This window comes from Streptomyces rhizoryzae (assembly GCF_023155275.1).
GTDB classification, from domain to species: Bacteria; Actinomycetota; Actinomycetes; order Streptomycetales; family Streptomycetaceae; genus Streptomyces; species Streptomyces rhizoryzae.
In genome coordinates this window covers 225669-247571 of sequence record NZ_JALMUV010000005.1, presented here as the reverse complement: position 1 = coordinate 247571, position 21903 = coordinate 225669, and the positions used below count along the sequence as shown (strand labels likewise).

Below are 21903 nucleotides of genomic sequence, written 5' to 3'. Positions count from 1 at the left end.
CCTTACGTCGGCTTGCGTGGTACTCACGCCTACAACGATCGTCCGCCCCCGGACATTCCCGCGCCCCCGGACGGATCCTCCGAGCGGCGGACCGGACCCTCACCCCCGGTACAGCGCGTCCACCTCCGCCGCGTACGCCGTCTCGATGGCCTTGCGCTTGAGTTTCAGGGACGGGGTGAGCAGCCCGTGCTCCTCGCTGAACTGGTGGGCCAGTATCCGGAACGTGCGGATCGACTCGGCCTGCGAGACCAGGGTGTTCGCGGCCACCACCGCGCGCCGGATCTCGGTCTCCAGATCCGGGTCGCGCACCAGCTCCCGCGGCGGCATCTCCGGCTTGCCGCGCAGCGCCAGCCAGTGCGCGACCGCCTCCGGGTCCAGCGTCACCAGTGCCGCGATGAACGGCCGGTCGTTGCCGACGACGATGCACTGGGCCACCAGCGGATGCGCCCGCACCCGCTCCTCCAGCGGCACCGGCGAGACCGACTTGCCGCCCGAGGTGACCAGGATTTCCTTCTTCCGGCCGGTGATCGTCAGATAGCCGTCCTCGTCCAGGGCGCCGAGGTCCCCGGTGGCGAACCACCCGTCGTGCAGCACCGCGTCGGTCGCCTTGGCGTCGTTGTGGTAGCCCTGGAAGACCTGGCCCCCGTAGAGCCAGACCTCGCCGTCGTCGGCGAGGTGCACGGTGGTCCCGGGAACGGGCGTGCCGACGGTCCCGAAGCGGGTGCGCTCCGGGGGGTTGGCGGTGGCCGCCGCGGTGCTCTCGGTCAGCCCGTAGCCCTCGAAGATCCGCACACCGGCCCCGGCGAAGAACAGGCCCAGCCGGCGCTCCATCGCCGAACCGCCGGACATCGCGTGCCGCACCCGGCCGCCCAGCGCGTCCCGGACCTTGCTGTAGACCAGCTTGTCGAAGAGCTGGTGCTGCATGCGCAGCGAGGCGCCGGGCCCGGACCCGGTGCCGAACGCCTTGTTCTCCAGCGCCTCCGCGTAACGGACCGCGACCTCGACCGCCTTGTCGAACGGGCCGGCCTTGCCGTCGCTCTCCGCCCGCCGCCGGGCCGCGGCGAACACCTTCTCGAAGATGTACGGCACGGCCAGGATGAACGTGGGCCGGAACGCCTGGAGGTCCGGCAGCAGCGCCCGCGCCGACAGCTCCGGCTGGTGGCCGAGCTTGACCCGGCCGCGGACCGCCGCGACCTGCACCATCCGCCCGAAGACGTGAGCCAGGGGCAGGAACAGCAGGGTCGCCGCCTCGTCGCCGGGCTTGGAGCGGAAGACCTTGTCGTACCGCAGCACGATGTTGTCGGCCTCGGCCATGAAGTTGGCGTGGCTGATCACGCAGCCCTTGGGGCGGCCGGTGGTGCCGGAAGTGTAGATGATCGTCGCGGTGGCGTCGGGGGTGACCGCCATCCGGTGCCGGTGCACCACCTCGTCGTCGATGTGCGCACCGGCCGCGGTCAGTTCGGCCACCGGGCCGGCGTCCAGCTGCCAGAGCTTCCGCAGCTGGGGGAGGCGGCCGACGACCGAGCCGACCGTCATCGCGTGGTCCTCGTGCTCCACCAGGCAGGCCGAGACCTCGGCGTTGTGCAGCATCCAGCAGACCTGCTCCGCCGACGACGTGGGGTACAGGGGCACGGACCGGGCGCCGATCGACCACAGCGCATAGTCGAAGAGCGTCCACTCGTAGCGCGTGCGGGACATGATGGCGACCCGGTCACCGAACCGGATCCCCTGCGCGAGCAGGCCCTTGGCGAGTCCGAGGACCTCGTCGCGGAACTGCGCGGCGGAGACGTCCCGCCACCGGCCGTCGGGGTCCTTACGGGCGAGCGCGGTCCGTCCGGGATCGGAGTCCGCGTGGTCGTAGACCGAGTCGGCCAGCCCGCCGACCCGCGGCGCGGTCGCCAAAGGAGGGACGGTGAACTCGCGCAATGACCCAGCTCCTCGTGGTGCTTCTCACAAGGCCGCGACCGTACCCCACGGCGACGGTGGGTGGGAGTGCGGTACCACGCTGTGGCGGCCGGGCAACCGGAACCGGCCAGGCCGGGAAATCGGGTTACTTCGGGTAACCGTGGACATTATCCGGGCGTTCCGTCGCCGGACGAACACCGCCCCGGGACCGGATCTGCACCGAATCTCTGCATCCGGCGCGGCATCGGAGCACGTCGGAGCCGCATTCCGGGAAATGGCGTGGATCCCTGGGAGGTTCCCGGGAGGTTCGCGGGAGATCCGGCGCCGCGCCCCGACGGTCCGCGGCTCGCGCCCGTGCCCCGGGCAGGGTGACCGGAACCGCCAAGCGGTACGGCGGATTCCGGGCGGTACGCGGCAGTAGGCGGTGGTCCGGACCAAGCCCTACGGGAGGTGCAGCCGGTCCCCGCCCGCCAGGATCGCCTCGGCCAGCGCCTCGGCCGGGCCGCGCGCCGCACCCCCGCGCGGCCCGTGCAGCAGCGCGAAGTCCACGTCGCCCAGGTCCGGCAGCCCGGCCCGGGACGGTATCCGGACCAGGCCCGGCGGGATCATCCCCAGGGAGTGCGCCATCACGCCGAGCCCGGCGCGGGTGGCGGCGACCAGCCCGTTCAGGCTTCCGCTGGTGCACGCGATCCGCCACTCCCGGCCCTGCCGCTCCAGCGCCTCCAGCGCCCGCGCCCGGGTCACCGCCGGCGGCGGGAAGGCGACCAGCGGAACCGGCCGCCCCGGATCCAGCCGCAGCCGCTCACCGCCCACCCACACCAGCCGGTCCCGCCATACCAGGCGCCCCCGCGGGCCCTCCGGACGCCGCTTCGCCAGGACGAGGTCGAGCCGGCCGGCCGCCAGCAGCTCGTGCAACGTGCCGGACAGCTCCACGGTCAGCTCCAGATCGACTTCCGGATGGTCCCGCCGGAACCCTTCCAGCACCTCCGGCATCCGGGTCAGCACGAAATCCTCCGACGCCCCGAAGCGCAGCCGCCCGCGCAGCCGGGTCCCGGCGAAGAACCCCGCCGCCCGCTCGTTGGCCGCAAGGATGGTGCGCGCGAACCCCAGCATCGCCTCGCCGTCCTCGGTGAGGTCCACGGCATGGGTGTCCCGGACGAACAGCCGCCGCCCGGCCGCCTCCTCCAGCTTCCGCACGTGCTGGCTCACGGTGGACTGCCGCAGCCCCAGCCGGTGCGCGGCCTGCGTGAAGCTCAGCGTCTGCGCCACGGCCAGAAACGTCCGCAGCTGCACGGGCTCGAACACGGTCCCCGCCTCCCCACTCCTGTCACACCCCCGCACGCCGGACCCGGACCCCCGCCCCCTGCCCGGCCCTCGCCTTCCCGTACCGTCCTTGCGTCCATCGCTTTCCATGATGACAGTCACCACGGTAAGCAGGGTTCCCGATCGCCACCCGGCCCGGCACCCTGGAGGGGCACGCCGGTGCCACCGGCCGTGAGCCGCCGACCCCGAAGAGAGACCATGCGCCGCCCTGTGTTCCGCCTGCCCTCCTGGCTCCCCGTGGACGGCTACGTCCTCGCGCTGCTCGGTACGGTCGGGCTGGCCGCCCTCCTGCCCGCCCGCGGGACCGCCGCGACCGTCGCCGACGGCGCCTCCACCGGCGCCGTCGCCCTCCTCTTCTTCCTCTACGGGGCCCGGCTCTCCACCCGGGAGGCGATGGACGGCCTGCGCCACTGGCGCCTCCACCTGACCACCCTGGCCTGCACGTTCGCGGTCTTCCCGGTCCTGGGCCTGGCGGCCCGCGCCCTGGTGCCGTACGTCCTGCCGCCCGCCCTGTACACCGGGCTGCTGTTCCTGTGCCTGGTGCCCTCGACGGTCCAGTCCTCCATCGCGTTCACCTCCATCGCGCGCGGCAACGTGGCGGCGGCGATCTGCGCCGGCTCGTTCTCCAGCCTGGTGGGGATCGTGGTCACGCCGCTGCTGGCGGGGCTGGTGCTGCACGGCGACGGTGGCGGCTTCTCCGCGCACTCGCTGGTCTCGATCGTCTGCCAGCTGCTGCTGCCGTTCCTCGCCGGGCAGTTCCTGCGGCGCTGGGTCGGCGGCTTCCTCACCCGCCGCAAGAAGGTCCTCGGCTACGTCGACCGCGGCTCGATCCTGCTGGTGGTCTACGCGGCGTTCAGCGCCGGCATGGTGCAGGGCATCTGGCACCAGGTCTCCCCGCTGCGGCTGCTGTGCCTGCTGGGCGTGGAGGCGGTGCTGCTGGCGGCCATGCTGACGCTCACCTCGTACGGCTCGAAGAAGCTCGGCTTCCCGCGCGCGGACCGGATCGCGATCACCTTCGCCGGCTCCAAGAAGTCGCTGGCCGCCGGGCTCCCGATGGCCAGCGTCCTCTTCGGGGCCCAGGCCGGGCTGGCGGTGCTGCCGCTGATGCTGTTCCACCAGATGCAGCTGATGGTGTGCGCGGTCCTCGCCAAGCGGTACGCGGCCCGCGCGGACCTCGAGGAGGCGCCCGCCCCGGGGGCGGCACCCGCCGCCCCGGTGGACGGCGCCGGGTCCGCCTCGCCCCACGGGGCCGGCGCGGCCCGGGAAGCCGCCCGGCGCCGGGCGTGACCCGTCAGCGCCCCCCGCTCACCCGGTCCAGCGGCAGGGCGAGCACCAGGGGGCCGGGCACCGTGGTGTTGGCGCCGCGGATCCGGGCGAGTTCCGCGTCGGTCAGCGCCCGCCGGTAGACCCGCACCTGGGCCAGCGCCCCGGTGAACTGCGCCCGGCCGTCCGGCCGCTGGCCCAGGTGGACGCCGAACGCCGACGTCCGGCTGACCGTTCCGGGCACGTCCGCCACGGAGGCCGCGGCGGCGCCGTCCACGGTCAGCGTCAGGCGCCCGCCGGTGCGGCGCAGCGCCAGGTGGTGCCACGCGCCGTCGTTGTAGGGCCGTCCGGCGGCGACCCGGGCGGTCGCCGGGGGCCGGGCGCCGTCGACGGCCGTGAGGCGCGCGGTGAGCCGCCCGTGCGCGGGATCGCCCACCACCGCCACCTGCGGGGCGGTGCTGCCCACGCCGCCCATCCACAGCAGCGGCTGCTCCCCGGTGGCGGCCCGGTAGCGGAACCACAGGAGCGCGGTGAAGTCCCGGCTGCCCAGCGGCAGCGTGTCGCGGAAGGGGAGGCGCACGGCGTCGTCGGCCCCGTCGAAGGCGAGCGCGCGGCCGAACGGGCCGCCGGTGAGCCGGGCCCCGCCCAGCACCGCGGCCGGCCGGGCGCCGGGGGCCAGATCGGGCGTGGTGGGGTCCGGGCCGCGGCGCGGACCGAGCCACTCCTCGGTGAACCGGGCGAACCGGATCTCGTCCCGGGCGTCGGCCCTCCCGCCCTCGTAGAGCAGACCGGTGACGGTGGGGGAGACGGCGACCAGGTCGGAGTAGCCGGACCGGTCGGCGGTGACCCGCGCGCCCCGCTCCACGCCCTCCCAGGTGCGGCCCTCGTCGTACGAGGAGCGCAGGGTCATGGCGCGGCGGCGGTCCGGGTCGGCGGGGGCGGCGAGCAGGGTGCGGCTGCCGCCGCCGGCCGCGGACGAGTGCGGCAGGCGCAGCGCCGACGCCTGCACCATCGGCGCGTAGAGGTCCGGGATGGCCCGGAACGGAGCGGTGAACGAGTCCCCGCCGTCCCGGCTGACCGCGGCGGTGCGGTTGCCCAGGTCGGTGCCGTCCTGCTCGCGGCCGTTGACGTACACCGAGCCGTCGGAGCGCTCCAGGAGGGTCATCTCGGACGGCTTCTGCCGGAAGGCGCCGGCCGGTTGCGGACCGGCACCGCCGTGCGGCGGGTGCGCGGGGGGAGCGGTGCCGCCGGTGACCGGCCAGGTGTCCCGGGCGCCGACCCTCCAGGTGTTGCCGCCGTCGTCGCTGAGCACGAGGGCGGCGTGGTTGGCGGTGACCCGGTGGCCCGCGTAGCTCTCGCCGTTCACCCCGAGGAGCAGCCGGCCGGCGTGCCGCCCGCGGGTGAGCTGGATGCCGTGCACCGGGCCGGTGGCGTACCAGGAGTTCCACTGCCGGGGGCGGAGGCTGCGGGTCAGGTCGCGGGGCGCGGACCAGGTGGCGCCGTCGTCGTCGCTGTACTGGAGGTGCGGGGTGCGGTCGCACGGGGTGTCGCAGCCGAGGCCGTCGGCGCGGCCCTTGTTGTAGGTCTCGGCGAGCAGGATCCGTCCGGTGCGGCGGTCCACGACCGGCGCCGGATTGCCGTGGGTGTCCCCACCGCCGCGGTTGACGACCTGGAGCGGACCCCAGGTCCGGCCGCCGTCGGTGGAGCGCTTGACGACCAGGTCGATGTCGCCGGCGTCCCCGCAGTCGTGCACCCGGCCCTCGGCGAAGGCCAGCAGGGTGCCGCGGACGGTGCGCACGACGGCGGGGATACGGAAGCAGACGTACCCCTTCTCCCGGGCCGCCTTGAAGAGCACCCGCTGCTCGAATCCGCCTGACGGGGCGTCAGTTGCGGCCGCGGTCACGGCCCCGGAGGCGGCGCCCCTCGTGGCTACGGCTCGCGCGGCGACGGCCGGGGCGGGGGTGGCGGCCTGGGCGACGGTGGTGGTTCGGGTGGGAACGGTGGCCTGGGCGGGGGCGGGGGCGGTGGCCAGGGCCGCGAGCGCGGTGGCGGCCAGGGCGGTGGCGACGGCGGATGCGCGGTACGGCCGGGGCCTGCGGCGGGGACGGGGGTGCGCGCGGAGCTCTGACGTCATGGTCCGGCCTGCCCTTCGAGGCATCGGGTCGGGTCATCAGGACATCCGACGTCCTATGTGCGGCTGCGACGGAAGCTACTGCCGGGCGCCGGACGCGACAAGGAGCCCGCGACGGTTCCCCGCGCCCGGCCCGGAATTCACCCTCCCGCGCCGCCCGCACTCCGCCGGGTGCCCCCACTCGGGGCGGCTCCCCGTCCCTCCGGGCACCCGCCCCACCTCACGGCCGCAGCACCACCTTCCCCAGGTTGGCCCGCGCCTCGATGATCTCGTGTGCCTTCGCGGCGTCCGCCAGCGGCAGTTCGGCATGGACCGCGGCCCGCAGCCGCCCGGACCGGGCCAGCTCCCACAGCTCCTCGCGGTGCCGCTCGTACCGCTCCGGGTGGACGGCGGCGAAGCGCCGCATGGTCAGCCCGGTGATGGTCTTCGAACCCGCCAGCAGCTCGTACGCCGGGACCGTGCCGCCCCCGGAGTTGAAGAAGATCAACCGCCCGCCCGGCGCCAGCGCGGCCAGGGCTCGCGGCAGCAGCTCCCCGCCGACCCCGTCCAGCACGATGTCGGCCTGCTCGCCCCACGACTCCTGGTCGTACGTCACCACCTCGTCGGCGCCCAGCCCGTACAGGAACTCCGCCTTGGCCGGCGAGCCGACCGCCGCGATCACCCGCGGGACGCCCTGGAGCTTGGCCAGTTGTACGGCCAGGTGCCCGGTGCCGCTGGCCGCGCCGGTGATCAGCACCGACTCGCCGCCGGTCGGCGCGGCGGTGCTGAGCGCGGCGAGCGCGACCTGCCCGCCGCGCACCAGCGCCACCGCCTCCACCGCACTGGCGCCGTCCGGGATGCGACTGGCCAGGAAGGCCGGGGCGAGGGCGAGTTCGCCGTACGAACCGGTGAGGGTCAGCGAGGTGACGCGGTCGCCGACGGCGAAGCCGGTGACCTCCGCGCCGACGGCGAGCACCTCGCCGGCGATCTCCCCGCCGACGACACCGGGCAGCGGATCGCCGCCCCCCTTGCCGTCACCGCGCACCCGCCGCACCGCCGGCAGGGTGACCCCGATCGCCTCCGTCCGCACGAGGAGGTCCCCGGGCCCCGGTACCGGATCCTCGGCCTCCTCCAGACACAGCACCTCGGGACCGCCATAGGCGTGATAGCGAACACGGCGCACGGGCCGTCACCTCCGGGGGTGGGCCGCGCGGGCGCGGCCAATTTCATGGGGAGGCCCAACGATATCTGAAAATGTTGGGAGGACCAATGTTTTTTGGGCGGGTGGGGGACGCAGGGGGCCGCCAACGGCGCAGCCTCGCTCCCTTCGTTGGAGCCACCTATGAATTCCCGTTACGGTGATCCCATGTCCGACCACCCCACCGCCCCCTACGCCCCCAGCCGGATCCGTGCCCTCCCCAGCTGGCTGCTGGGCCGCGCCGCCGCCCGCGGCCACCGGCTCGTAGCGGAGGCGCTGGCCACCGAGGGGATGCGGATGATGCACCACGCCGTGCTTTCCGCGGTCGCCGAACTCGGCCCGGTCTCCCAGGCCGAACTGAGCCGGACGGTCGGCATCGACCCCAAGGACATCGTCGCGATCGTCAACGACCTCCAGCAGGACGGCCTGGTCACGCGCAGCCCGGACCCCCGGGACCGGCGGAAGAACGCCATCGAGATCTCCGCGGAGGGGACGCGGCGGCTGCGCCGCACCGAGCGCCTCGGCGACCGGGCCAACGCCGAACTGACCGCCGCGCTCACCCCGGACGAACGCGCCCAGCTCATCACCCTGCTGACCCGGATCGTGACGCCGGGAGAGAACGCGGCCGTGGGGGAGAGCGGGGGAGAAGCCGGCCCGGGGGAGGCGGCGGCCCTGCGGGAGGCTGGGGCGCCGGGGGCAGCCGGGGCGCCGGCAGGGGCCGGGAAGCCGGACGGGCAGGCTTGCGGGGCGGGGCAGGGCCGAGCGGGCTGAGGGCGCCGGGCAGCGTCGAGCGGGCTGAGAGCGCCGGCCGGGGCCGAGCGGGACCGGGCAGCCGAAAAGGACCGGCAGGGCTGAGGGGCTGGGCGAACCGGGCGAACCGGGCGAACTGAGAGTGCCGGGCGGCGTCTACCGGGCCGGCAGCGGGCCGGGTCGGTCGCCCGCAGTGGAGGAGCCCGTGCGGGAGCCTGAGGGAGAGTCAGGGCCGGAGCCCGAGGCGGAGTCAGCGCCGGGGCCCGAGGCGGAGTCAGCGCCGGGGCCCGAGGAGGAGTCAGCGCCGTGGCCCGCGGGAGAATCCGGGCGGGTGTCCAACACCAACCGGTGCTCACCCGCGTAGACATTCATCGACGCCCCGCGCAGGAAGCCGACCAGCGTCAGCCCGGTCTCGGCGGCCAGGTCGACCGCCAGTGAGGACGGCGCGGAGACCGCCGCCAGCACCGGGATACCGGCCATCACGGCTTTCTGTGCCAGTTCGAACGAGGCCCGGCCGGAGACCATCAGCACGGCCGAGGACAGCGGCAGCCGCCCGTCCTGGAGCGCCCGCCCGACGATCTTGTCCACCGCGTTATGACGTCCTACGTCCTCCCGGACGTCGAGCAGCTCGCCCTCCCCGGTGAACAGGGCCGCCGCATGCAGACCGCCGGTCCGCGCGAAGACGTGCTGCGCGGCCCGCAGCCGCCCGGGCAGCGCCGCCAGGGTCTCCGGAGCGATCCGTATCGCCGGCTCCGTACCCCTGTCCAGCGACCAGCGGGCGGTGGTCCGTACGGCGTCCAGGCTCGCCTTGCCGCACAGTCCGCACGAGGACGTCGTGTAGACGTTCCGCTCCAGGGTGATGTCCGGGACCGGCACGCCGTCGGCCAGCCGGACGTCGACCACGTTGTAGGTGTTGCTGCCGTCCTCGGTGGCGCCCGCGCAGTACACGATGTTCGCCAGCTCGTCCGCGCTCGCCAGGACGCCCTCGCTGACCAGGAATCCCGCAGCCAGCGCGAAGTCATCCCCCGGGGTGCGCATGGTGATCGCCAGCGGCCGGCCGTTCAGCCGGATCTCCAGCGGCTCCTCGGCGACGAGGGTGTCCGGTCGGCTGCTCACCGCACCGTCGCGGATCCGGATGACGCGGCGTCGCTCGGTGACCCGTCCCATGTCTGATCAGCCCCGGTCCTGTTCGCTGCGGTGTGCGGTGTGCGGTGTGCGGTGTGCGGTGTGCGGTGTGCGGTGTGCGTGTGTCGTGGTGTGTACGTGTTTTGTGGTGCGTGGCGAGTGGCGCGCGAGGCGTGACGAAGCCGGCGGTACGAGGGTGGGCGAGGCGCCCCCGTCTCCGCCCGGCGCGCCGAACGCCGGACACGCCCCACCCGGACGGATCGTCCCACCGCGCCTCCGGATCGCCGCCTCGCCCACTCACATCGTCGCGCCGTCCTCCGGACCACCACGACGGCCTCTGAGCGAGGGACCGCGCTCGTAGACTGTAGACGATAGCCAATTCCAGAGGGGGGCCTCGATGCTGTCCAGAGGGCTGCCACCAGGCGCCGTACCGAAGCTCGAACGCCCCGGCCCGCTGCGCGAACGCGTCTACGAGGCACTGCTCGAACTGATCATCACCCGCGCCCTCCGCCCTGGTCAGCACCTGGTCGAGAGCGAGTTGGCGGGCCATCTCGGGGTCTCCCGCCAACCGGTCCGCGAGGCGCTCCAGCGGCTCAACACCGACGGCTGGGTCGATCTGCGCCCCGCCCAGGGCGCGTTCGTCCGCCGGCCCACCGCGGAGGAGGCCGACCAGCTGCTGACCGTCCGCACGCTGCTGGAGACCGAGGCCGCCCGGCTCGCCGCGGACCACGCCGATCCGGCCGGCATCACCGAGCTGGAACGCCTCTGCGACGAGGGCGAACGGGCCGTCCAGGACGACGAGGTGGAGACCGCGGCGGCGCTCGACGCGGCGTTTCACGCCAAAGTGGCCGAACTGGCCGGCAACGTGGTGCTGGCCGAGCTGGCCGCGCAGATCGGACGGCGCGTGCGCTGGCACTGCACCCCGGTCGCCGGCCACCGAGGTGCGCAGTCCTGGGCCGAACACCGCGAGCTCGTCGCGGCGCTCGCCGACGGCGACGAGGCCCGCGCCACCTCCGTGATGCGCGCGCACACCGAGCACACCCGCCGGACGTGGCCCGCACGCGACGGTGAGGACGCCTGAGCGTACGTACGGCCGACGGGGAGGCGGCCGGTCCCGCCCCCGCCCCGCCCGCTCCGTTCGAACTGGCCGAACTTCACCCCCGCCGTGCCATGCCCCGTCCGATCCGCGAGACCCGCAGCGGCCCGTGGCGCCCCGGCGGGTAGGGTGCAGGCGATCACGCACCCGCTGATCAGGGACGTATCCCCAGAAACCGACCAGGAACGGCGAGACGCACATGAGCGAAGGGACAGCACCGGCGACCGGCGACGCGGCCTCCGTCGCCGACGAGGCGGCCCGGGAGCGGCTGCTCCACCTGCGCAGCAGCATCGACAACCTCGACGCCGCGCTCGTCCACCTGCTCGCCGAGCGCTTCAAGTGCACCCAGCAGGTCGGCGAACTCAAGGCCCGGCACAGCCTGCCGCCCGCCGACCCGGCCCGCGAGGCCGCCCAGATCGCCCGCCTGCGCCGCCTGGCCGAAGAGGCCCGCCTGGACCCCGCGTTCGCCGAGAAGTTCCTGAACTTCATCATCGGCGAGGTGGTCCGCCACCACCGCGCCATCGCCGACCGCACCGTGGCCGACAGCGACACACCGGACCGCCCCGAAGAACCACAACCGGCTACCGACTGAACACAGCGACGGCCCGCCGCGCCCCCGACACCTCTCCCGCACCGGCGCGTCCGCCCATCCACCCTGACTCGCACCGGCGCGTCGGCCCGCCCACCCAGGCCCGCACCGGAGTCCGAGTGGGGCGCCAGAAGCTCAGTAGGCCCAGCGGTCCCCGCAGGAGCACATCCAGAAACTGACCGCCGACGGGCACTCCCGCCCCTCATCCGGCACGCTCACACTCCCGCTCACGCCCACCCCCTCCCGCCCCACCATCCGCAAGGTCTCCTTGGCGATCCGTTCGACCACCAGCCCCACCTGCATCAACCGCAGCGTCGCCGACACATACGCCACGAACAGCACCAGACTCAGCCCCACCAGCGTCAACGTCAGCAGGCTCTGCACCACCGGCACCGACGTGACCTCCGCCGCCGGCCGCTCACTCTCGTACGAGGTCAGCACCAGCAGCGAGAACAGGAACGTCGCCAGGAACACCGCCAGCGTCGCCTTGCTGATCCGGCTGCGGACGAAGATCCGCACCACCCGCGGCGTCAGCTGGCCGCTCGCCATCTGCACCGCGACCAGCGAAATGCTGAACACCACACCGATGAAGGTCATCATCGCCGAGCTGACCGTCGTCACGATCGTCCGCGCGTCCTCCGCGATCCCGATCAGTTCCTCGACCTCGTCGTACGCCCGCTCGCCCCGCAGATACGCCACGATCTCGCCATCCGCCGCCACGGCCCCCAGCCACAGCAGCACCGCCCCGGCCAGCCCCACCGTCGGCGCGAACCAGAACGTCTCCCGCAGATGCTCCCGCAACGGCGACACCACCCGCGGCACCCGCGCCGCCACCACCTGCCCTTCTTCACCCATAAACGGACCTTATGTCCAGCGTGGATACGCAGGTGAAAGCCACTCCGAAACCTTGGTATTGTTGTCCATGTCGCCGCGGGGAACACCCCGCGAAGATCACCTGAGTCCGGGTGGCGGAATGGCAGACGCGCTAGCTTGAGGTGCTAGTGCCCTTTATCGGGCGTGGGGGTTCAAGTCCCCCCTCGGACACGTACCAAATGCACACGCAAGACAGGGTTGTGACTCAACGGTCGCAGCCCTCTCTTGCGTGTCGACGTGGAGTACGAGCCCGAAGCCCTCGTAGAGGGGGCGCTTCCGCTCGGGCTCGGCGGCGAGCAGTCGGGCGGCCATGGAGCCGGGTTCGGAGATCGTGCGCGCGATCTGTTCGGTGGTGAGGGTCTCGGGCCGGCTGGCCGTCGTGGTGAGAAGGTCTTGCTCAGCTGAAAATTTCTGGGCGTGGGCCTGGTTGATCCACCCGCTGAGCGGCTGCGGATCGGCTTCGGCGTCGAGTGTGGCTCGATACCGGGAGAGGCGTCGGTCACATTCGGTGATCGTCGTCCGGGCAGCTACCGCAGCGTCGGGAGGGGCGGTGCCGGACTGCCGGAACCGCGTCCGCCGAGTTACCTGAAGGCTGTGATGCCCTGGTGTCACCGCTGGGCGCCCGGTGAGGGGTTCTGGCCGACGATGGCCTGGTGCCGCACGCCTTCACGTTCCGTTCGCGGCCGTCCGGCCGGCGTTACCGGGTGCTGCCGTTGCTCAGCAGCCTCCGACGGCTACCACCGCGAGGAGGCTCAGCACGGCACCACTCTTCCCGGAATGCTGTGCTCCGGCTGCTTCAAAAACTGTTCCAGCGGATCCAGAATTTCAGCCGGGCCGGCGTACAGATTTATTTTCATGGCGACCGCAATGGCTTGTTCAGCCCCCCACAAGCCGCTTCGGCGTGCTACTGTCGTCATTGGTTGCAGTTGTGGTTCCCAGCATTTCAGGTGCTTCGCCGGCGTTCGCGCCTCTGAAGAATTCCTGGTAATTCCGGTCTTTTCCGGTCGGGGTAATCATCGCGGCGACACGGCATTCGCACCGTGCGGATGCCGGTGCACTGCCCCGAAGGAGAATGACATGAGTTCAGGCACCGTGAAGTGGTTCAATGCGGAAAAGGGTTTCGGCTTCATCGAGCAGGACGGTGGCGGCCCTGACGTGTTTGCCCACTACTCGAACATCGCCGCCCAGGGATTCCGTGAACTGCTCGAAGGCCAGAAGGTGAACTTCGACATCGCGCAGGGCCAGAAGGGCCCGACGGCCGAGAACATCGTTGTCGTCTGACGCGGCTGACACACTTGCAGAGGGGGCCCGCATCCTTCGGGGTGCGGGCCCCCTCTGCAAGCATCGCGCGGCATTGGTCACAACCGGGGCAACTCGGAAGCTGGGTTCGCCGCACCCGAAGTGCCCCGAAGGGGCGTAGGAGCGCACCCTGGCTGCCCTGCGGCCGAAGCTACCGGTGACGCATCACCATCGTGTGGTCGCCTTTTCCGCGGGCGCCTGCGCCGACTGCACGCGATCACGTTCTCTTCGCGTTCCATCCGGCCCATTCATGTGATTCTCCGGGCAGCTCGTCGCTGCGGAGAATTCCTTGATGTGTGCCGCATCAAGGAAGGTTCCTCTTGAACCGCACAGGCAACCGCTTTTCCCGCACTCGTGAGGGCAACGCCGGCTCAGGGGAAAGCGGCCACTTCGGCTCGCCGGGCGCGAGCCGTCCTGGCCGGCCGGCCCGTTCCGGTGGCCGCAGTGTGCGTCCCGCCCGGCCGCAGGCCGAATTCGCTCTCCCCCGGACAACCCGCCCCGCGCTTCCCGCCGTGGAGAGGTTCGCGGATCTCGACATGCCCGGGACGCTCATGGCCGCGCTCGACTCGCAAGGCGTGACCGTGCCGTTTCCGATCCAGGCCGCGACGCTTCCGAACTCTCTTGGCGGCCGTGATGTGCTGGGCCGGGGACGCACCGGCTCGGGCAAGACGCTCGCCTTCGGCCTGGCCCTGCTGGCCCGTACAGCCGGGCGGCGTGCCGAGGCGGGGCAACCGCTCGCGCTGGTCCTCGTACCGACCCGCGAGTTGGCGCAGCAGGTCACCGAGGCGCTCACTCCCTATGCCCGCTCCGTGCACCTGCGGCTGGCCACGGTGGTGGGCGGGATGCCGGCCGGCAGGCAGACGGCCGCTCTGCGCAACGGCTCCGAGGTTCTCGTCGCCACACCCGGACGCCTCAAGGACCTGATCGACCGAGGCCACTGCCGGCTGGACCAGGTGGCCGTCACCGTCCTCGACGAAGCCGACCAGATGACCGACATGGGCTTCATGCCGCAGGTCACCGCCCTGCTCGACCAGGTGCGCCCCGGAGGGCAGCGCATGCTGTTCTCCGCCACCTTGGACCGTAATGTGGACCTGCTTGTGCGCCGCTACCTCAACGACCCCGTGGTGCACTCCGTCGACCCCTCGGCCGGCGCGGTCACGACGATGGAGCACCATGTGCTCCACGTCCACGGCGCCGACAAGCACGCGGCCACCACCGAGATCGCCGCACGCGACGGCCGAGTGATCCTCTTCCTCGACACCAAGCACGCCGTCGATCGCCTGACCGAGCACCTTCTGAGCAGCGGGGTGCGGGCCGCGGCCCTGCACGGCGGGAAGTCGCAGCCGCAGCGCACCCGCACTCTGGCCCAGTTCAAATCGGGTCACGTCAGTGTGCTGGTGGCGACCAACGTCGCTGCACGCGGAATCCACGTCGACAACCTCGACCTGGTCGTCAACGTTGATCCGCCGACCGACCACAAGGACTATCTCCACCGCGGTGGCCGCACGGCCCGTGCCGGCCGGTCCGGCAGCGTCGTCACCCTGGTCACCCCCGGCCAGCGCCGGAGCATGACGCGCTTGATGGCAGCGGCCGGCGTCGTCCCGCAGACCACCCAGGTCCGCCCTGGCGAAGAGGCCCTGCGCCGCATCACCGGCGCACAGGCCCCCTCCGGCATCCCCGTCGTCATCGCCGCACCGGCGCCCGAACGCCGCCGCAAGCGCGCGGCGGACTCACGCGGCCGACGCCGCCCCGCTGCGATGACCGGGCAGGCGCCCGCAGGGTCGTCCGCATCCGGTGTGGCGGCCTAGTTCTAGGACCTTTGTGATCAGCAAGCTGACCGAACTCCGCAGGAGGCACCTTGTGACACCGGTCCGGATGCACCCCTGTCCCCCCGTCCCCCACGTGGCCCGGACGCCGGCCGAACGCATGGCCCCGGCCGGACCACAGGTCTGGGACACCATGACCGTCGAGGTGGCGCTCTCCCTCATGACCGCTGCCCGTGCGCGCCACCTGGTCATCTGTGACGAGGACGGCCGGCGCACCGGACGTGTCACCCTGGCCGCCCTCACCGATGTCCGTGACAGCCCCGACTACACGGACCGGATCCGCCTGTGCGATGTCGCCGACGACTCGGCCCCGGGCGCGCTCGCTGTCCCGCACTGAACGCCCACTCACCCCGTTCGGCCCCGTCCGCTCCTTCCCTGTGAGGCATCATGCGCTGTGTTATCGCCCGCTTCCCGTTCGAACTGACCAAAAACGGCGTGCTGGAAGCGATGAAGGACGTCACGCCCGAGCCGGTCACCGACGACCTCGTCATCATCGGACGACGCCACTATCCCGCCAAACAGGTCGGGCAGGTCATCACCCACCAGGACCGCCGGGACTTCAGCGCCGCCGAGGTCCTGAGGGCCATGACCCGCCTCGGCTTCACCTGCCGTACGCGCCTCACCGCCGGACCCGCTCCCGTGGGCAGCCCCTACCAGAGGGCTTCCGCCATGCTCGGCACGCAACCCCTCCCGCTCAACCACGGCGAGGTGTGAGCCGGAGCCGAACAGAGCCGTGATACGCGACGGGAACAGGCCATCTCGTCCCGGTGGGCGGTGAAGCCGCCGCCTCGTGGCTGGGCCCCGAGCGGCTGCGGTCGGCAGCGGTTCGGGGCCATCGGTGTGGCAGGGGGACCTATCCGTGACCGGAAGGGGGGCCCCCGGGCTCGACGCCGTCCGGCGCATCGCCGTTGGAGACCGTGCCCGCGCCTTCGAGCGCTCCGTCTCGTTCGCGAGCCGAGCGGGGTTCAGGCCGAGGGCTCAGGCCGGCCCTGCCTGCGGAGTTCTTCGTTGATGCGCTGGGCTTCCTCAAGCTGATCCTCAAGGATGATGATGCGGCAGGCGGCCTCGATGGGCGTCCCGGAGTCGACGAGTTCGCGAGCCCGGCCGGCGATACGCAACTGGTAGCGGGAATAGCGGCGGTGGCCGCCTTCGGACCGCAGCGGGGTGATCAAACGGTGCTCACCCAACGCGCGCAGGAAGGCCGGCGTGGCACCGAGCATCTCGGCAGCCCGGCCCATGGTGTAGGCGGGATAGTCGTCGTCGTCGAACTTGTCGGCAGGGCGGGTACTGCGAGGGGGCATAGACCTCTTCTTCCGGGGACGCATCGAGGGGCCCGAGCGCCACATGGCGCCCGGGCCCCGAGCTTTCAACACCATCTGCCGGCTGACTGTACCGGCCTTCTTGTTCCGCAGGGCCACCCGCGTGGGCGGGGCTGCGGGGATCGCGGCTGTGTGACCGGGGACCACCTTCCAATCCGGGGTCTGCGGTACCCAGGCGGACATCGTCCCGACCCCGGGCGATCCTGATGGCGTTCTGCTCCTTACCTCTTCGGCCAGTCTGCACTGGCTGGTGACACGGTACTGCTGTGCGGCCCCTTGGGCCGCCCGGCCCGGCAGCCAGCGGAAGAACCCACCACTTCCGGCTCCACCGCTCCGCTGCCGGGCCGCTCCTGCATTGATCTGCTTGCACGGCAGTTCGTCTCTGCCGCGCTCTTCTGACCTCTGCGCTACACAGAAGACGCTAACCCCCGGCGACGCCAATGTCTACTCCAGCGGCTACAGATTTTCTGTAGTGTCAGCCTGCGTGATTCTCCCTCTGCTGCATCCGGAAGGGGGTACCCGTCCCGGGGATCGGCGCCTGGATGCCTCGGTGCCTGGGTGCCTGGGTGCCTGGGTGCCTCGGTGCCTCGGTGCCTGGGTGGCGGGGTTCGTCGTTCGGTGGCTTCGACGGGGGAGGGGTTCGCTGGGGCCCGTGGGTTCGGTTGGCTCAGCGGCGGTAGGCGGTGGCTGCTACGGCCGGGAGCAGGGCCAGGGCGAGGGCGCCGCAGGTGAGGGCGAGGGCGGGGTAGCTGGTGGCGGCGACCATGATGCCGGAGGCCATGCCGCCGGTGGCGCCGGCGATGGCGATGGCGACGTCGACCGTGCCCTGGGTCTTGGCGCGGGCGGCGAGCGGGACGGTGTCGGTGATGATCGCGGTGCCGGAGACGAGGCCGAAGTTCCAGCCCAGGCCGAGCAGGGCGAGCGCGAGGGCGAGCAGGACGACGGAGTTGCCGGGCGCGGCGGCCGCGAGGATGCCGGCGGCCAGCAGGGTGATGCCGGAGGCGGCGGCGATCTTCATCCGGCCGTAGCGGTCGACGAGCCAGCCGGTCAGCGGGGAGGGCAGGTACATGGCACCGATGTGGAGGGCGATGACGAGGCCGGACGCGGCGGTGCCGTGGCCGTGGTCGCGCATGTGGACCGGTGTCATCGTCATGACCGCGACCATGACGAGCTGGGTGAGGACCATGACCAGGGCGCCGAGGACGACGCCTCCGCGGCCCTCTCCCGGCTCGGCGGCACTGGTGGCGGCCGGGTTGGTCGCGGCGTCGGCTTCCTCGGCCTGGGCGACGGTGCGGGCCAGGAGGAGGGGGTCGGGGCGCAGCCAGAGGGCGAGGACGAGGGCGGCGAGCGCGTAGGCGGCGCCGGAGAGGATGAACGGCCCGGCGAGGCGGGGGATGCCGAGGTGTTCGGCGAAGGTACCGGTGGGGGCGGCGAGGTTGGGGCCGGCGACGCCGCCGAGGGTGGTGGCGACCAGGACGGTGGAGACGGCGCGGGCGCGGTGGCCGGGCGCGGCGAGGTCGGCACCGGCGTAGCGGGCCTGGAGGTTGGTGGCGGTACCCGCGCCGTAGACGAACAGGGCGATGAACAGCAGGACCGGGTTGTCGAGGGCCGCGGCGATGAGGACGCCCGCGGAGCCGAGGGCACCGGTGAGGTAGCCGGTGGCGAGGCCGGGGCGGCGGCCGCGGGCCTGCGAGATGCGGCCGACGGCGACGGCGGCGAGGGCGGACCCGGCGGTGAACAGGGCGCTGGGGAGCCCGGCGAGGCTGGTGGTGCCGAGCATGTCCTGGGCGAGGAGGGCGCCGACGGTGATGCCTGCCGCGAGCCCGGCGCCACTGAGGACCTGGGAGGCGACCAGGACGCGCAGGACGCGGCGCTGCGCCTGGTCGGGGTCGGGTATGTGGGCTGTGGTGGCGGGTGCGGTACTGGTCATGGCCTCTTCCGGAGCGGGGTCGCAGGCATGGAGGGTGGGGTGAGGGGTAATGCGCGTCGGGTGACGGCGATGGGGGATCAGTAACGGGTGGTGCGTAACGGGTGGTGCATGACGGGTGGTGCGTGACGGGGGATGGGCGGTGGGTTGCGGGTACGTGCAATGGGCAACGGTACGGGCAGAGTTCGGCGGGGTGCGGGCCGGTGGGCGCGGGGCGGTGCGTCAGCCGGCGTCGGAGGCTCGGGACAGGCCGGTGGCCGGGCCGTCGGTGCCCTCGCGAGCGGCCAGGACGGACCGCGCTGCCCTTTCCCCGGCGGCGAGGGCGCCTTCGATGTGTCCGGCGTACTCGGTCGCCGTCTCGGTCGACGCCCAGTGCAACCGGCCGTCGAGCGCCGGCTGTTGGTACAGGGGGTGGCCGAAGAGCGCGTAGTCCTCCAGGTGCTGCACCGTCGACGGGGACGTCCACCGCTCGGCGCTCCAGTTCTGGACGTGCAGGGCTTCCGGGGCGGCCGCGGCCGGGCCGAAGAGCCGCGCGAGCTGGGTGGTCACCGCCTCCCCGGCCCCCACGCCGAGGGTGCGGGCGGGCGCGAAACCGAAGAGCGCGGCGGGTTCGCCGCTGGGCCCCGACATGTCGTGGATCTCCTGGAGCGGTCCCGTTCTGCTGAACGCCGCACCGGCCAGCCCGTCCCTGCGCCAGAACGGGGTCGGGTAGTGGGCGACGACCTTGGCGACCGCTCCCATCCAGACCGGAGTGGCCCGGGCAAGGCGGACCAGGTCGGAGGGGAGCGCGCCGCCGAAGTCGATGCGTTCCGCCGCCAGGGCGGGCGGGACGGCCAGGACGAGGTGCCTGGCGTACAGCGTGCCGGCCGGGGTGCGGACGGCGAGGGGGCCGTCGCCGTCCGGGCGGATGGCGGTGACGGGTGTGTTCAGCCGCAGCGTGTGGCCGGGCAGTGCGGCGGCGAGGGTGGTGGCGAGGCGCTGGGCTCCGGCGGCGAAGCGGCGGGAGGGGACGTCGAGCAGGTTGCCGGCCAGCCGGCGTACACCGGTGGCCTCCTGGAGCAGGGTGTCACCGGCGAGGTGCTGGCCGAAGGTGGCGATGCCGCTGCGCGCGACCAGGGTCCGTACGCGCTCCTCACCGTCCCAGAACCAGGTGGCGCCCAAGTCGAGGGCGCGTTCGGGGTGTTGGGCGGGAACGGAGAGCAGGCGTCCGCCGATGCGGTCGCGGGCCTCCAGGCAGAGCGTGTCGCGGCCGGCGGCGTGCAGCGCGGTGGCCGCGGCCAGCCCGGAGGCGCCGGCGCCGATCACGAGCACGTCGTGGGCGTCCCGGTGGGGCATGGAGGGTGCGTCCTTTCGCGTGGGACATGGGGCTTGAGACAGGGGGCATGGGGCGGACCGAGTCCCCGCTGGCGGTCACCGGGGGTGCGCCGTCCGGCTTTCGGGGCGGGCTGACGCCGAAGGGGGCTGGTTGCGCGCGGCCGGGGCACGGCCTCGTCGGCCTGCCCCCGGCGGCAGCGGGCCCCGTGCGCCCGGTCGTCGGACGTAGGAGGCGGGAGGGCGTGACGGCGACGGCCGTGGCTACCGGCTGCCCTGCGGTCCTCCCTCCGGCAGCGGAACGACGTTCCGCTGCCCATAACTCATGGTTATGCTGCGTCAGCTGCTGGCTCTGCTGTGGTGGTGGCGGCCCACCGTATGCGGGGCCCCGGCAGCCCGGTAGGGGACGCCAGTGAATGGAGAGATAAACGGTGGCTATGGCCGATCGACTCAATCCCGAAGCGCTCCGGTACGCGCAGGCGGTCGCCGAGACCAAGTCGTTCAGCGCCGCCGCACGCGCCTACGGCGTGACCCAGCCCGCGCTGTCCAACGGCATCGCCAAACTGGAGGAGCGCCTGGGCGACAAGCTGTTCCACCGCTCCCCGCGCGGCGTGACCCGGACCGCGTTCGGCGCCCGGATCCTCCCCCTGATCGAGCGCGCCCTGGAAGCGCTCGACGCCGTAGCGGCGGAGGCCGGACGGCTGACCGAACCAGGTGAGCAGAAGATCCGCATGGGCCTCTCCCCGCTGATCGGCTCCTCTCTGGTCGCCCGCGTGTTCAGCATGGTCCAGGACCTGCCGGTGGCCCGCGACCTCGTCCTGCGCGAGGCGAACATGCAAGAGCTGCGCGCAGACCTGCGGGACGGCCGGCTCGACATCATCCTGATCCCGGCCGTGGCAGCGATGCCGCGCTTCGAGCACCGCGTCGTCGACGTCGAGCCGATCGTGGTCGTCAGCCCCGACCCCGCGCAAGCGGCCCCGCTCGAACTCGGTGAAGCCGGTGACGAGCGCTTCATCCTCGTGCCGGACACCTGCGGCCTGACCACGTTCACCACGCAGCTCTTCCAGGCGCACGAGATGCCCCTGCGCACCTATCCGGGCGAGGCCGCCAGCTACCAAGTCCTGGCGGACTGGACGAAGTTGGGCCTGGGCTCGGCCATGATTCCCCGCTCCAAACTCACCTCCCCCGACGTCCCCCACCGGCCGCTGCTGAACGGGGGCCGCGAGGTGCAGATCTCCTTCGAAGCGGTCTGGAGCGCCGCCTCCCCGCTCGCCGCTGACCTCCTCCACCTCGCCGACGGCCTCGCGGCAGCCCGCCCCTAGCCATACGCACTGCTTATGACGTGATTCAACGAGGACCCCTACCCGGCCCGTTGGCGGGACGCCTAACGTGGCGTTCGCCCGCACCCCTGACCCTCTGACCCGGCAGGCGGCATCATGCACGACACGACAGAACTGCTCCGCGAGTACGATCGGGCCCGCGCCTATACCGACGAGCTGTGGAAGGACCTCACCCCGGACGAGGTCACCTGGCGTCCGCACGAGAACTCCAGCGCCATCGGCTGGCACCTCGGCCACCAGGCCCACGTCGCCCACTTCATGATCCGCAACCTCACCGCGGCCGAGCCCAGCCCCGACCCGGAACTGGACGGGATCATGGACTCGGCCAACCCGGAGAAGTTCCGCGGCGCCCTGCCCACCGTCGAACGCCTCACCGCCTTCCGCGACACCGTCGCCGAACGCGTGCACGCCCGCATCGGCGACATCGCCGCCGGCAGGGTCGGCGCCCCTGCCCAACTGGCCGTCGTCGCCCATCACCTGCTGGTCGCGTTGATCAATCACGAGTACCAGCACGACCAGTGGATCAGCGAGGTCCGCGCCGACAGCCTCGGCCGTGCACTCCCGCCCGACCCCACCTCGGACCGCCTCAGCCGCATCGACGGCTACCTCGTCTGCAACCCGTACGCCTGAGCCTGGCCGCCGGCCACTT

At 72.6% G+C, this 21903-nt stretch carries 17 protein-coding genes, 1 tRNA gene and 3 pseudogenes; 11 read left to right on the top strand and 10 right to left on the bottom strand.

All coding sequences use genetic code 11. The features are described 5' to 3' along the window. Positions 1 to 99: 99 nt before the first annotated feature. On the bottom strand, positions 100 to 1926 hold the full coding sequence (locus tag MUU72_RS07120) for an AMP-dependent synthetase/ligase (RefSeq protein ID WP_248012265.1): 1827 nt from the start codon (positions 1924 to 1926) through the stop codon (positions 100 to 102). Positions 1927 to 2346: 420 nt separating this feature from the next. Then, the gene (locus tag MUU72_RS07115) at positions 2347 to 3210 is read right to left on the bottom strand and encodes a LysR substrate-binding domain-containing protein (RefSeq protein WP_248012264.1); all 864 of its coding nucleotides are present in this window, start codon (positions 3208 to 3210) and stop codon (positions 2347 to 2349) included. A 216-nt stretch (positions 3211 to 3426) separates the two neighbouring features. Here MUU72_RS07115 and MUU72_RS07110 point away from each other — a divergent pair, with 216 nt between their 5' ends. Continuing rightward, positions 3427 to 4515 carry a bile acid:sodium symporter family protein gene (locus tag MUU72_RS07110; protein WP_248012263.1) on the top strand — a complete coding sequence of 363 codons (1089 nt, stop codon included), beginning with the start codon at positions 3427 to 3429 and terminating at the stop codon, positions 4513 to 4515. Between the two features lie 4 nt (positions 4516 to 4519). On the opposite strand, the gene MUU72_RS07105 is transcribed toward MUU72_RS07110, so the two are convergent. Next, on the bottom strand, positions 4520 to 6625 hold the full coding sequence (locus tag MUU72_RS07105) for a sialidase family protein (protein WP_248012262.1): 2106 nt from the start codon (positions 6623 to 6625) through the stop codon (positions 4520 to 4522). A 217-nt stretch (positions 6626 to 6842) separates the two neighbouring features. Further along, positions 6843 to 7784 carry a quinone oxidoreductase family protein gene (locus MUU72_RS07100; RefSeq protein ID WP_248012261.1) on the bottom strand — a complete coding sequence of 314 codons (942 nt, stop codon included), beginning with the start codon at positions 7782 to 7784 and terminating at the stop codon, positions 6843 to 6845. Positions 7785 to 7967: 183 nt separating this feature from the next. On the opposite strand from MUU72_RS07100, the pseudogene MUU72_RS07095 reads away from it, so the two are divergent. Then, positions 7968 to 8417: pseudogene (locus MUU72_RS07095) on the top strand (MarR family winged helix-turn-helix transcriptional regulator); the annotation flags it as partial. A gap of 462 nt (positions 8418 to 8879) precedes the next feature. On the opposite strand, the pseudogene fdhD reads toward MUU72_RS07095, so the two are convergent. After that, a pseudogene (gene fdhD / locus MUU72_RS07090) lies at positions 8880 to 9716 on the bottom strand (formate dehydrogenase accessory sulfurtransferase FdhD); the annotation flags it as partial. 355 nt (positions 9717 to 10071) lie between these two features. Between fdhD and MUU72_RS07085 the strand changes: the two are divergent. Continuing rightward, positions 10072 to 10755, top strand: a complete 684-nt coding sequence (locus MUU72_RS07085) for a GntR family transcriptional regulator (RefSeq protein WP_248012260.1) — start codon at positions 10072 to 10074, stop codon at positions 10753 to 10755. A gap of 214 nt (positions 10756 to 10969) precedes the next feature. After that, complete coding sequence (locus MUU72_RS07080) at positions 10970 to 11362, top strand: chorismate mutase (RefSeq protein WP_248012259.1); 393 nt, start codon at positions 10970 to 10972, stop codon at positions 11360 to 11362. 192 nt (positions 11363 to 11554) lie between these two features. On the opposite strand, the pseudogene MUU72_RS07075 reads toward MUU72_RS07080, so the two are convergent. Continuing rightward, positions 11555 to 12214 (bottom strand): annotated as a pseudogene (locus tag MUU72_RS07075) (DUF2254 family protein); the annotation flags it as partial. Between the two features lie 104 nt (positions 12215 to 12318). Here MUU72_RS07075 and MUU72_RS07070 point away from each other — a divergent pair. Then, positions 12319 to 12403: transfer RNA gene (locus tag MUU72_RS07070), tRNA-Leu, on the top strand. A gap of 581 nt (positions 12404 to 12984) precedes the next feature. Here MUU72_RS07070 and MUU72_RS07065 read toward each other — a convergent pair. Beyond that, positions 12985 to 13149, bottom strand: coding sequence for a hypothetical protein (locus MUU72_RS07065; RefSeq protein WP_248012258.1), 165 nt, complete (start codon positions 13147 to 13149; stop codon positions 12985 to 12987). Between the two features lie 160 nt (positions 13150 to 13309). On the opposite strand from MUU72_RS07065, the gene MUU72_RS07060 reads away from it, so the two are divergent. From MUU72_RS07060 to MUU72_RS07045, 4 genes are all read left to right on the top strand, one after another. Beyond that, entirely contained in the window at positions 13310 to 13513 is a 204-nt protein-coding gene (locus MUU72_RS07060) for a cold-shock protein (protein ID WP_248012257.1), read from the top strand. 338 nt (positions 13514 to 13851) lie between these two features. Then, complete coding sequence (locus MUU72_RS07055) at positions 13852 to 15339, top strand: DEAD/DEAH box helicase (RefSeq protein WP_248012256.1); 1488 nt, start codon at positions 13852 to 13854, stop codon at positions 15337 to 15339. Between the two features lie 94 nt (positions 15340 to 15433). Beyond that, entirely contained in the window at positions 15434 to 15694 is a 261-nt protein-coding gene (locus MUU72_RS07050; RefSeq protein ID WP_248012255.1) for a CBS domain-containing protein, read from the top strand. 50 nt (positions 15695 to 15744) lie between these two features. Next, the gene (locus tag MUU72_RS07045; RefSeq protein WP_248012254.1) at positions 15745 to 16071 is read left to right on the top strand and encodes an SCO5918 family protein; all 327 of its coding nucleotides are present in this window, start codon (positions 15745 to 15747) and stop codon (positions 16069 to 16071) included. A gap of 251 nt (positions 16072 to 16322) precedes the next feature. Here MUU72_RS07045 and MUU72_RS07040 read toward each other — a convergent pair whose 3' ends face one another. The 3 genes from MUU72_RS07040 to MUU72_RS07030 all read right to left on the bottom strand — a co-directional run bounded on the left by MUU72_RS07040 (position 16323) and on the right by MUU72_RS07030 (position 19938). Beyond that, positions 16323 to 16658 carry a MerR family transcriptional regulator gene (locus MUU72_RS07040; RefSeq protein ID WP_248012253.1) on the bottom strand — a complete coding sequence of 112 codons (336 nt, stop codon included), beginning with the start codon at positions 16656 to 16658 and terminating at the stop codon, positions 16323 to 16325. A 685-nt stretch (positions 16659 to 17343) separates the two neighbouring features. Beyond that, positions 17344 to 18606, bottom strand: a complete 1263-nt coding sequence (locus tag MUU72_RS07035; RefSeq protein ID WP_248012252.1) for an MFS transporter — start codon at positions 18604 to 18606, stop codon at positions 17344 to 17346. Positions 18607 to 18825: 219 nt separating this feature from the next. Further along, entirely contained in the window at positions 18826 to 19938 is a 1113-nt protein-coding gene (locus MUU72_RS07030; RefSeq protein WP_248012251.1) for a flavin monoamine oxidase family protein, read from the bottom strand. Between the two features lie 413 nt (positions 19939 to 20351). Between MUU72_RS07030 and MUU72_RS07025 the strand changes: the two genes are divergently transcribed. Together MUU72_RS07025 and MUU72_RS07020 are read left to right on the top strand one after the other, a co-directional pair. Continuing rightward, the gene (locus MUU72_RS07025; protein WP_248012250.1) at positions 20352 to 21236 is read left to right on the top strand and encodes a LysR family transcriptional regulator; all 885 of its coding nucleotides are present in this window, start codon (positions 20352 to 20354) and stop codon (positions 21234 to 21236) included. 114 nt (positions 21237 to 21350) lie between these two features. Continuing rightward, positions 21351 to 21884: a DinB family protein gene (locus MUU72_RS07020; RefSeq protein ID WP_248012249.1), complete on the top strand. Its 534-nt coding sequence runs from the start codon at positions 21351 to 21353 to the stop codon at positions 21882 to 21884. Positions 21885 to 21903 lie beyond the last annotated feature (19 nt).